A 12,050-nucleotide genomic window follows, 5' to 3' on the forward strand; every position below is an offset into this window, starting at 1 on the left:
CGGGCTGTGGTAGTTCTCTCCATTGCAACTCTCGAAAGAGCAGCAACATCGAAAATACAATCTGCACTTGGCTGCGCATAGACCTTCGCAGAACATGTACATTCACCGATTGCCAGCTGATGTTCATTGATTACGCCATAAACTGCATCAAAGTAGCCAAATGTGTGCTCGACCTGATCGATGTAACCCAGAGGCTCTGTTGCCGGAAGGTCTGGATCGTTGTAGGTCGGACCCATATCTGCACCGACATAACGTGGATATGGCTCGATGAAAGGATATACTGCTCTCTTTGCTCCCGCTTCATAATCTGCGGGTGGAACATAGACGTACCTGAAATCACAGAGGCCGCAGTCAGCTGAATGGCTCGTCATTACTGAACCGTCAACAGACGCACCCTTAGTAACGATGATCGTGGTACATGCAAGGCCAATACTGACTATTGCAGCAGCCACAATCAGGACCAATAGGATCTTACGCAAATGAAACCCCTCCCAACTAGATTTTATTGGGGATATACCCCAGTTTAAGGTCGCTAGACCTCATCTATTTCCCTAACGAAATCAACCAGATATCTTTTCCGCCGTTGTTGCTTTCTACGTCTCCGTCAGATGATGTTGAATAACCACAGAAAATATGCTTTTCATCTGAACTGACACCCGAAAGAATTAGATCATCTGCCGATCCACCTACCGATAATGATTCGACAAGCTCACCGTTTTCCTTTATTACAATTATCCACCCATCGTTCATACCTAGAGGATCTTTGACGTCAACGTTCTGTGAAGTTGTGTGACCTGCAACTAGAAAGTGTCCGTTCCCGAATCGCTGAACCACACGCGCAATATCTGTAAAGGTTCCTCCATAATTCTTCGCCCAGATTTCTTGCCCAGCTCTGTCTACTGTTACAACGTAGAAGTCTTTCCCTCCGAGTCCGCTGGAAAACATAGATACTCCAGCATCCTGTTCACCGACAATAATGATTGTGTCCTCAAAAATCATCACATCGTAACCATCTTCGAGATACATACCACCGTAACTCTTATAGGAAGAAAGGACTCCTTCATTATCGATGACCGCAAGTGCAGCCTGTTCGTTAACGTAATTACAGCTAATTCCTACGTCTTTGTAGGCCGTATAGCCTACAGCCAGTATCTCGCCTATGTCAGTAATCGTTAGCTTTCGAGCAAGATCTTCGTTGTTGTTTTCTCCATCTATTGTCCACTGCTTCAGAAGCTCTCCTGTAGAAGCGATCTCAATTATCCAGAAATCTTCTCCCCATACATGTCCTCGAACATCTCCATCTACCGATCTCGTGTAGCCTGCAACGACCACATCTCCCGAGGGCCTCTCAACAACATCGTAAGCATGGTCCTGGCCACTTCCCCCGAATGTCTTCTCCCAGAGTAGTTCACCTTCCGAGGAAAGCTTGATTATCCAGAAATCTCCAAGCTTGTTACTCACGGAAACATCGCCGTCTGATGATTCTGTCATGCCAACAACGATGAAGCCGCCGTCTCTTGTCTCAGCTATCGCTTCTGCAACATCAGAATCACTACCACCGAAAGTTCTAGACCACAACACTTCAAAAGAGCCGTCCATTTTCACTACGAGAAAATCCTCTTCCCCTTTTGAAGCCCCGAGATCTCCGGTAGTCGAAGTTGTATATCCTGCAATCAGAATACTTCCGTCTTTGAGCAAAACCAGATCGTTTGCAACGTCATCGCCTTCTCCTCCGTAGGCAATCGAATACTCAACACTAATCTCTGAAAATGTAAGTACGCTTAACATAATAACGGCTAACAAAAATACTCTCTTCATTAATCCTCCTGTTAGTCACAGCACCTGCCGCCGCCGAAATCCCTTTCAAAGATTGAAACGAGATCTACAACAACTGGCAGCTCCACCAATATAGGGGTATCACTTTTCAGATATGGCAAGTATTGATCAGTGGGGCTCTCGGCTACTATAAGGACATCTAGAAACGGAACGATTGTTCGGACGAACTCTTCCTTTACGGGATCGTCTCCAGTCCCTTCAACATCGATGTCTATTGCTAGAACCTTTCCTCCAGAGCTCTTCACTGAAGAGGCAAGCATCTCAATTCTAATGATATCTTCTGCTGATCCCCGTTCAGCGCCTCCAACAATGACAACAAGAGTACGATATGGAGTTCCGGTAACGTAGAATGGATGGAAAAATTCGTCGGGTAGCTCTCTCCCAATCCTGTATCCAGCACCAGAAGCGAGATCTTCGACTGTCGCAAACCGCGAATAGTCACGAGCAATCTGAAGACTGTCACAAAAATAAATTATATTCTGAAGTTCTATGCTCTCGCCCCAAACTGTCATTAACAGAGGATCTTCAATAACGGGCAAAGGTTCGACTGTCAGAGAGCAAAGAATTGAACCAGCGAAAAGAATCAGCATAACCGTAGCAATTTTCAAAAGTGCCATCCCCAAAATAAATAATAATCAGTCCAAGAACGGAAAACTCATTAAGTTAGGTTGTAAAACTTTCTTATAATCATTATAGCAAAGCCTTATGCCATTTTGCCCGCTTGCTCCAATCGATACACAAGTTTTAAATAGGAGGAAAAAGCTCTAGTTTCTGACTCCATGAGTGAGATTCCCTTTCAAAAAGACTTCCTGGCTCATTAAACACTTGCATCAACTTATTGACATGTCCCACATGGAACCACAGTCGCGGCTTAAGAAGCGAGAAATCGACTTCAAATGAGTCTATAGTCATACGATATCAAGAACGCTTCAAGAAAAGAAGGGCGAAGATTACTCCGCCCTTCGATAGAACAATAGTACTATCTTCTGGTTGTATCTCCATAACCTACAGCTTCGAGCCACCAGGTTGGGTACCCTGCAGTAGAACCATTCACATAACCGTCGTTCAATGTGTAGATCAGTTCATCAGCGAGTTTCCACCATCTATCCACAACTCTATTAGCAAGACCGTTGCTGTAGTTCGTGATGAAATCAATCGCTGCTTCTGGACTGCTCTTGTAAAGTTCGAGCGCAACCTTTTCGATCAGTGGCTGATTCGTGAGGAACTCAGTTTCAAACTTCGTGTATTCCTCTTTGATAATCTCTATTGCGACATTGTATCTCAGATCGGCTAGGTTAGATACGTGGTTGAATGCCCACCATGCAGAGCTTCTGTCGAAGAAATCCCTTGCTCCCTGACTGAATGACTCGGGAACACTGGTAGCGCCAGCGTAGAAGGGAATGTATACAGTTGAATGAGGCGCATCTTCGCCAAACCATACCAGTCCACCGATTTCAGCAGGCATCCAGTTTCTTGCCTGTCCAACGATTACATAAGAACACCTGAACATGGAGATTGCTCTTTCCCAACCATCGTAGTTGACACCTTCCGGCCTCTGATTAGAAGCCGTTGCGTATCTGTTGGGATTTCCGAAAGGTCCTGCAGCGAGTCCAACCGTGAGATCGAATTCTGTTCCTTCATAATGGTCTCTCTTTATCATCATAAGGTCATGAACAGACACTGGCTTATCTGGCTTCACAGACAGAGGGTATCTCTCTGCCCAGGGATCAAGCTCAAGTGATGGGGCTAGAAGATCCAGTACTCTCCACTCTCGTCTTGTGTTATAGAATGCATCCTTCGGCCCATAGGCTGCATAGAAGAGGAAAGTCCCTTCTCCGTCCCACAGTCCTAGATCGATAGCGGTTGAGTAGACATTTGGAGAGGCCATGAAGTAGTCGGTGTTCTCAAGATCGATTTCTCCAATCCTCGATCTGTTGGCGTGAACGAGAACATGATCGTCCGGAATTCTCTGTGCAACCCATACCGCTCCGGGTTCTTCGCTCCCAGGAGACCAGAAGGGTCCAGGACCACAGATCTCAAAGAGCCATGCCTCTTCTCCGTCGATAATTGTTAGTCCTTCGCCGCCATCGCCATATCCGTACTTCTCGGCTAGTTCTCCCATTACCTGTATAGCTTCCCTCGCCGTAGTGGCTCTCTGAAGACCGAGAACCTGCAACTGCTCGATTGTCATCCATCCCTGAGAGTTTCTAAGCGCTCTCTCACCACTCCATGTTGTTTCTCCCATTATTACCTGGTTTTCGTTCATGAATGGATATCCTATGTGGAAGTAGGTGTAGGTTACCGGTGCCTGAGGTATTTCTCCCACGTAAGATACAGTCCTTCCGGGAATACCCGCCTGACAGAGACCCTTGTAAATGCTTACGGTCTCGCCCTCTTCATGTACTCCACCGGGAATAATCTGAATTCTGGCATCGTAGCTGCCGTCACAGGTGTGTGTGGTCATCGTTGAACCGTCAACCGATGCATCCTTTCCTACCAGGATAGAGGTGCATGCCATTGCGGTTACGCCAAATCCAACAAAAAGCACTAACAAAACAATAAGTACACGTCGCAATTCTTTCACTCCCCTTTCACAAAATGGGGGTCGGTCATAGACCGACCCGAATTAAAACAAAGAAACTCACACTTAAGGAAGTCTCAATATCAAAGTATCTGCAAGGTCCCAGTACGCTCTCTCAACTTCAATCATTAGAGAGTTCGTGTATGTTGTCAAGAACTCGACAGCCATATCTCTATCGATTTCGTAAAGCTTCAGGGCCGTCTCTTCTATTGCGGGCTGCATATCGTACATTTTCTGCTGTAACGGAATCCTCACCGCGTCGATTCTCGGCATCATGTCTCCGTATCTCTGGTTGGAGAGTCTGTCGACGGTGTAGAATGCCCAGAAAGCTGCGTCTCTGTCGATCTTTGCGATTCCTCTGTTTACTGTCGCCCAGGACTCCGGAACTCTTGTGATACCGGCGTATATCGGAACGACTGTGGCCTTGTGGCCGTTTCCAAGTCCAAACCAAGATACTGCACCGATTTCAGGCGGTAGCCAGCTTCTAGTCTGGTTGATGAAGTAACAGCTGGTACTCTGAACACCTATCAACCTTGGAGTTGATGGGAGACCGAGCAGATTTCTAATGTCTGTTCCCGGCTGAGGCGTTGCTAGAGGGCTAAGAACCCGATTACCGTTTCTATCCGTGTAGAACCATGCCTCTTGGGCAAGCTGGCTACCGGGGGTGTCGTCCATAACATCTCGATAAAGCTCGATAATGTCGTAAACCGAAACCAATCGATCCGGCCTGAAGGAGAATGGGTACTGAGAAGTGTCCCCACCGTACTCCCAGTTTCCAGATGGCTGGAACATTGAGAACACTCTCCATAACCTCGGGTTCCACGTACCAATTGTACCAATTACTTTCTTCCATATGAATGGTCCTTCCTGGCCTTCCTGCCAGAGACCGAGTTCGATTGTGCTCTGAAGATAGTTTTCGCAAATCATGAAGTCGTCTGCGGAAACTCCGGGAGGAAGATTCGTCTCGAGATCGATCTCGCCAATAATACTCGCATTTCCATTTACCATCATGTGGTCGTCAGGAACCCGTTGTGCCGCCCATATCGCTCCGGGGCCGTCACCCGGCTTCCAAAGCGGTCCTACTCCGTAGATCTCAAACCACCAAACTTCCTCGCCGTCAGCAATTGTAAGACCCTCGCCGCGGGAGCAAGATTCTCTGTAACCGTATTCGACTGCCAGAGAACCCATAAGCTCGATAGCCTCTCTTGCTGTCGTACATCTCTGAAGAGCGAAGGCCTGAAGCTGCTCAATTGTCATGATGGCGTCAGCGCTGTTTGCTGTCTCCCTTGCTCCACCTTGTGTTGTCTCGCCCATCAGCAAACCCTTTTCGTTGGAGAACGGATAAGAAGTCTGGATCCATGAATACGTATGTTCCACCTGGGGTATCTCACCCAGCTGAACCAACGGTCTTCTGTCAGCATAGACTATCCATTCCCAGACGGGCGTCATGCTTCCCGGTTCGTGATCCGCAGCCGGGTGTATAATCAGTCGGGAATCATACGATCCGTCAACAGACTGAGCGGATATTGCTGATCCGTCAACAGTCGCGAGTTTGCCAACTCCGATGTCAGTACAGGCAATCAAACCGGTGTAGAAAAACACAATCGCAATAACAAATAACACAAGTACCTTTTTCACCTAAAAACCCCTCCCTTTTGAGGAAAAAAGCTCAGAATAATTCAATATTCTTACCGGTCATTCATAGTAAATCTTACTTGCACTTGCTTTAGATGGATCCTGGAAATAGAAGCCGGTACCGTTACTAACTACCTCGTCGTATCTCGGAACTCCTCCAACAAGTACCTCCTTTCCTGGATTGAAATCGCTCCATAGCTCGAGAACCATGAGAGTCGTGGAGCAGTGTCTGCCGACTCTCACATCGATTGGCCAACCTTTCTCGTCTATCTTCTCGTAAAGCAGACCGTACTTTCCGGCTGTCATAACAAATTCATCCTTACCTGTTAACAGAAGCGCCTCATCCGTGATTCCCCTAACCCTGTCCAGGAAAGGCTCGGGAGTCTCGAACAGAAGAGATATCGCGTCCGAATGATCCCCCACTTCTCTATGAGAGAGTCCGTGAAGGCTAGGAGGAGAGAACTCCATCCCGATCCTGAATTCCGAAGAAGTGAGAATCATGGAAGCCAGCCCCGCTATGTCTGCGGCCTTCTGATGAGCAACTATTGTGCTTATGACAGGGTACTCAAGCTCGGCCTCATGTAAGTCGATGAAAACGTCAACTCCTTCTTCCCTTATAAGATTCATGAAAGCGTAGTTAGTCTGTTCTGTGATCATTCCGTTCTCCCTGCCTGGCCATGTTCTGTTGAAGTTACGAATGTCCATGTAGGCAAGAAGCTGACCACTTGGATAGTGGACGTAGGTCTCGGGATCCGGCCACGAATCGAGAGGGCTTGTCCATCTGTCTCCCATTCGGTATTTGCTCTCTCCCCAGGGTGTCTCAATGGTATAGTACATGGGATAAGCGTCCCCCGGTCTGGTAACTCGCGACGCACTCTGGTTTGCAGTTATGGCTACGATCAGCCTTCCCTTGCTTGGTATGGCGTTCTCGACGAATATCTGAGCTGCCAGATTTGTCGCTGGTTCCTCTGGATGAGATCTACCAATCACCAGTGCCGTTCCCCCGGGTACACCACTATCGATTATGTAGATATTGGTGTCGTTTATGGTGCCTTTCAAGGGCGCAAAATAGTCACCAAGAGTCTTCACATTGGTTACCCCCGGTCCAATTACAACTGGCTCCTGGAAGTTTCTGTGGTTGTAGAACTCGATCCCCGCAATAATAAGGGCAATCCCGACCAATGCAGTTGAAACTATTTTGACAATCATCAGGTTTCTGTCAGTCATACCAGCACCCCCTACTTGATTCTCAGGATTCGCAGGATGAATGGCATTAACATGACAGAAAAGAGGATTGCCTCCTGAAAACTCTTGGTCTTGATCAGGTTTCTAGCTATAACGAAAACTACAAAAGCGATTATCAAGTAGTAACAGACACTGATTATTGTATAAAGAACAGCCATTAACAACACTTCCTTTCGGCCATGACATCACCCGCCAACCAAGAAGGAAAGTTCATTACTGAAGATCAAGAACAGTGTAGTGATCAGCAGAATAAACCCCATTGGAACAAGCGAAGTCTTCAAGAAATCCTTATAGTAGTGACCCTTGAACTTGAGCTCCATAACCGTTGCCCTTCCAACAACTGCAGTAGGCGGAAGAATATCTCCCACTGGCCACATTACTGCCATTGCAGAAAGAGCGATTATTGCGTCCATACCTTTCATGTTGAACAAAAGTATAAGGGGAACTCCGAGAAGCGGTGCAACCGCGTATTGGAGCAACCCTTCAGAAACAGGCAATATTAGCCAGAGTGCAGCAAACAGAACCCACATAGGCAGTGTCACTACGGCCAGAGAGATCAACCCTCTTGCGCCACTCAAAGCCATTATCTGTATCAAAATACCCACAACTATCATGATTCCTACAAGAGGGATCAAAGTGTTTATAGTGTTTGTCGCTATTTTCAGAATCTCCAACTTCTTGGGACTGAGGAGAATCGCAAATACAGATGCTACAACGAACATGAAAGGCAACCCCAGCGTAGGAATTGAGTGGGGCCATATCCGTCCCGCCATGATCAAGAATATTAGGACCACGAAGGGAATTCCTACCCTTATCCAGTTCATCTTCGCAGGCGGTTCAGGCAGCTCCTTCAAAGCTTCTCCTAACTCTACAGGCTTGCCCTTTCCTCCCAAGAAGAACATCGCAAACAGAGACCCCGCAAGCGACAGGACAAGGAGCGGAATGAAGAAGCCTACATAAGGCATGTTAGAACCTGCGGCTGCCATCATCGCCCAGAGGTTAACAGGAGGTGCGGCGGCACTCATTGCAGCACAAACGAAAATTATCGCTGCTACTCGTTTCTCAGATATTCCCATGTAGGTGAGAACTGTCCCAACCAGCGTACCGACCGTGAGCACTGTGGTAGCACCAGAACCAGTCAAAGCACCGGGAATTAACAGGAGAAGAGTCAGGAAGAAAAGGCAGAGCGCTCTGCTCTTGTGGAAGGCAGTAACTATACGCCTTACCAGAAAGGCGACTCCCCCGGACTCCTTTATCAGATTCATGAAGAAAGTAGCAGTGATAAAGATCAAACAGACATCAAGATAAGTGAAAGAGCCTTCAACCAGATGACGAACGGGAATAGCTCCACCAGAATGTACAATGGCCGCTGCGATTGCAGCAACTAACATCGAGAGTTCAACACTAAGTTTAAGTGCCTTTGCAATCCCGAAAGAGACGGCAATTACGGCAAGTATTAGACCAGCGTGGAAGTACACCAGGACACTCCCCCTTCAGAACCGACCATGAGGTCGATTGCAAAATGATTCATTGTTTCACTCCGACTCAAACAGCTCTTTTAGAGCGGGACCGATGTCCAACGATTCCTTCACCTTGATCAGAGGTATTCCATTCTTTTCAGAGTAGTTCGTGAAGAAACCATCTGAATCGCTGTCAGCGATGACAAGAATCAAATCGGATTTTGGAATGACTGTGTTTATCGACCTTTCGTCAGTAGAATCTACACGGCGCGCCATCCCCTCAATGTGTGCACCAATAATTGTCATTCCGAGTTCTTTAGCCTTAGAAATAAGAGCTTCAACCCTTTTAACCTCGAAATTCATATCAATACCGGCGGCTCCCATTCCTTTGAGGCTCGTTCCTGTGGTTATAACCAATGTCTTTGGAGCATTTTCTCCTGCCGCCATCTCGGAAAGCTGTTCGGCAGTCAAGAGATCCTCCTGAACACAGGCGATCTGGCTTCTTGTACACACCAGTCTGAACATCAAAGCACCTGGGCTCTGCCCCATAGTGGTTACAACCATCGGTGGCTGAACGACCGGCATCTCAGTCTCCACTGAGAAAAGGGCAGAGCACGGCAAAACTAAAATCAGCATTACTAGAAATCCCAGGATAATCTTTCTCACAAAAAACACCCTCCTTTTAAAGCTATTGAACTAATATACAGACTAAGGATATACACACTCAGTTTGTGTGTCCAATTCCCACACCGACTACCCATTCTGGCAAATAATAGACCCAAAACGGTACTCTTGAAGGCTGCCGAAGAATATAGAAACAAACAATAAAATAAGTACGTAATCCTTATCGTTTACAAACTTATTCTACCATCTCTTCAATCTCTGACAAACCATGATCTGTCAAGATGATCTCCAATGTAGCGCAACTACGTTCGATTATCACTTCATAGTTAATTGATGTGTGATAAGCCAATCGGCAAATGCATTCTTGTTTAATTCTCTGCTTTCATTAGCTTTCGATCCAGTTAATTACCAGCATTGTTATGTTTATGGAAATTCTGCAGACTCATCTCATGCGTGCTACCATGGAAACCGAAAATCTCTTTCGGGAGGGTTTTGATGAAGAGCTGGAGGGTCTGGGAAGGTTACGAATACATCATGTTGAAACCAGGCGAATTGAAGGACATAAGAGATGCCATAAGATATTATGACCCGAAAGGAAAACTTGTCGCGGTACAGGTACTACGAAAAACAAGCGAACTGGGGCAGATGAAGATTACACAATCATCCTTTAATACAGGTTCCCATATTCATATCCTGAACAATTATCAGTCCCATAGAATACATAACCAGGCATAAAACGAAATACAGCCCAATAGGGATTAGTACTCTCAAGACTCTATTCGAGGTTCTGGAATTCAGTTTTTCTACTAAGAAATTGACTGAGAGAATTATAGCCAAAACAAGAGTGTACTCGACTCCAAATAAGAAGAACGGTAAATCGTTTATCTGGTTAACACTGAAATAGGCTTGACCAACTTTCTCCCAGAAAGGCCATGGTGTGAACATCAAATGGCTGATAAGATAGACCGCCCACGTGCCAAACACAATCGGCAAACTCTTTGAGGTCTTCAGATAGTATTTCGAAAAGAGATAGGCGCCTATAACTATTCCCGAAAGATGCACAACGTCATAAACTATCTGGAGCATGTATGCATGGTCAGAAAGATCGAGAGTTGAGAGTGCCGCAACAAGAGAGATTCCCATTGTCGCCATTGCCCCCTGTTTTGCCCACTCCCACCCAAACAACAGAGCCAACCAACCAATCAAGAATACTAGATAACATAGATAGATCAGATTATGTAGGTTGTTCGTCGAAAAATAAGTAATCCCGCCGTCAGAAGTGTGCTCGTATTTCATATCAAGAAGATCGAGATCGAAATGCTGGTTTGGTCCACTGTAACCGCAATCTCGCCACTCGTAAAGCCACCCATCCCAAGTTAAGTAGAAGATAAGAATTAGAATCCACAAAACCATGAAAAAAATACCGAGCCTTCTCTCAAATATGTTTTGGTTTAGCTTCATAATAACTCCCGCCGACAAGACTAAAGATAATCCCGATTTTATCATGATAGAATGCATAATAGAATTCATCCATTGGAGTGGTTTTCTTGTCTCTTGACTGGATAGATGTGACAGACATTGACATCAAGATTCTTCTGTTGTTGGAAAAGCACAATATCTCTCATCTTGAAAGAACCCATTCAGATCAAAGATCGCTTGCAGTGGTTCTGAAGGCCAATCCAGAAATTCTATGGTATTTCATGATGATTCTGCCTGAGAGGGCTGAGACATTCAAGAGATTGGTAGAAAACGTCTCGGAAGATCTTTCTCGAGAAGAGATAAGAAATGCAGAATTGGAGTTGCTGAAGAATGTGAATGACTGGATAGTGTACGCCATTGATCCATCGGTGTACGACTCTCTCGAATTCACAAAGTGGGATAACAGATTACTAACTGACTTAGTTAACTTTAGAGGCAAGAAAGTCGTCGATTTGGGTGCGGGTAGCGGCAGGCTGTCATCCGTTGCGGCGAGCGAGGGCGCATCAGTCGTTTATGCCGTTGAGCCAATGAGAACTCTGAGGGAGTACCTGAAGACAAGGGCAAGAGCGAAAGGATTAAGTGACTTCTATGTTGTGGATGGCTTAATAGAGGATATTCCCTTTGAGAGAGATTTCGCAGATGTTGTTATTTCCGGTCATGTCTTTGGTGACTTCATGGAAAAGGAATTCAGTGAAATGTATAGGGTAACAAAACCGGAGGGCGAAATCGTTCTGTTTCCGGGTAATAGAGATTCAGACGATCGTATTCACTCTTTTCTTCTCGAGAAGGGATTTGAATGGGGCAGATTCAAAGAACCTGGTGCGGGCCTTGTGAGATGGTACCTATTTAAGGTGAACAAGATATTACCTTAAGGATTTGTCTCTGAAAAACTCCCAGATCATTTCGCTGGCTTTTATTGTGGCCTCAGACGAGCTGTTGAGAGCATCTAGTCCTTTTTCTCTCCCCGGCCAGGTGTGATCACCGTCAGTTATCATATAGAAATGGACAAGACTCCTCTCGTCTTTCCCGGTGTATTCTTTCAGTATGACCAGTCCATTTTCATGCTGTGTCTCCTGTACGGTACTTGCTCCCATCTTGGCTGCCCAGAATTCCACAGATTCTTCTACCGGGGGAAAATACATTCCGTTGGCTTCGGAGCTGCTCGAAAAACCTCCCTCAAAGGGTATTAT

General features: G+C 46.1%; 10 protein-coding genes and 2 pseudogenes. 1 reads left to right on the plus strand and 11 read right to left on the minus strand.

All coding sequences use genetic code 11. The features are described from left to right. The 10 genes and pseudogenes from B3K91_RS12940 to B3K91_RS12985 form a co-directional block, all read right to left on the minus strand. A pseudogene (locus B3K91_RS12940) lies at positions 1 to 479 on the minus strand (C69 family dipeptidase); the annotation flags it as partial. Positions 480 to 543: 64 nt separating this feature from the next. Further along, on the minus strand, positions 544 to 1,818 hold the full coding sequence (locus B3K91_RS12945; RefSeq protein WP_292590297.1) for a hypothetical protein: 1,275 nt from the start codon (positions 1,816 to 1,818) through the stop codon (positions 544 to 546). A gap of 11 nt (positions 1,819 to 1,829) precedes the next feature. Beyond that, complete coding sequence (locus B3K91_RS12950) at positions 1,830 to 2,444, minus strand: DUF6305 family protein (RefSeq protein WP_292590298.1); 615 nt, start codon at positions 2,442 to 2,444, stop codon at positions 1,830 to 1,832. Between the two features lie 371 nt (positions 2,445 to 2,815). Further along, positions 2,816 to 4,411: a dipeptidase gene (locus B3K91_RS12955; RefSeq protein WP_349680387.1), complete on the minus strand. Its 1,596-nt coding sequence runs from the start codon at positions 4,409 to 4,411 to the stop codon at positions 2,816 to 2,818. A 72-nt stretch (positions 4,412 to 4,483) separates the two neighbouring features. After that, positions 4,484 to 6,055, minus strand: coding sequence for a dipeptidase (locus tag B3K91_RS12960; RefSeq protein ID WP_292590300.1), 1,572 nt, complete (start codon positions 6,053 to 6,055; stop codon positions 4,484 to 4,486). Between the two features lie 57 nt (positions 6,056 to 6,112). After that, complete coding sequence (locus tag B3K91_RS12965; protein ID WP_292590301.1) at positions 6,113 to 7,279, minus strand: succinylglutamate desuccinylase; 1,167 nt, start codon at positions 7,277 to 7,279, stop codon at positions 6,113 to 6,115. An 11-nt stretch (positions 7,280 to 7,290) separates the two neighbouring features. Continuing rightward, positions 7,291 to 7,455 (minus strand): hypothetical protein, encoded by a 165-nt coding sequence (locus B3K91_RS12970; RefSeq protein ID WP_292590302.1) that lies wholly within the window; start codon positions 7,453 to 7,455, stop codon positions 7,291 to 7,293. A 27-nt stretch (positions 7,456 to 7,482) separates the two neighbouring features. Then, a complete protein-coding gene (locus B3K91_RS12975; protein ID WP_099829774.1) occupies positions 7,483 to 8,775 on the minus strand; it encodes a C4-dicarboxylate ABC transporter in 1,293 nt (430 codons plus the stop codon). Positions 8,776 to 8,832: 57 nt separating this feature from the next. Next, positions 8,833 to 9,423: a DUF6305 family protein gene (locus B3K91_RS12980; protein WP_099829773.1), complete on the minus strand. Its 591-nt coding sequence runs from the start codon at positions 9,421 to 9,423 to the stop codon at positions 8,833 to 8,835. Positions 9,424 to 10,041: 618 nt separating this feature from the next. Then, positions 10,042 to 10,842 (minus strand): hypothetical protein, encoded by an 801-nt coding sequence (locus tag B3K91_RS12985; RefSeq protein WP_292590303.1) that lies wholly within the window; start codon positions 10,840 to 10,842, stop codon positions 10,042 to 10,044. Between the two features lie 86 nt (positions 10,843 to 10,928). Here B3K91_RS12985 and B3K91_RS12990 point away from each other — a divergent pair, with 86 nt between their 5' ends. After that, complete coding sequence (locus B3K91_RS12990; RefSeq protein WP_214061039.1) at positions 10,929 to 11,732, plus strand: class I SAM-dependent methyltransferase; 804 nt, start codon at positions 10,929 to 10,931, stop codon at positions 11,730 to 11,732. Here the strand turns inward: B3K91_RS12990 and B3K91_RS12995 are convergent. Beyond that, positions 11,724 to 12,050 (minus strand): annotated as a pseudogene (locus B3K91_RS12995) (phospholipase); the annotation flags it as partial. The gene B3K91_RS12990 and the pseudogene B3K91_RS12995 overlap by 9 nt on opposite strands.

The organism is Mesotoga sp. UBA5847 (genome assembly GCF_002432735.1).
Classification (GTDB): domain Bacteria; phylum Thermotogota; class Thermotogae; order Petrotogales; family Kosmotogaceae; genus Mesotoga.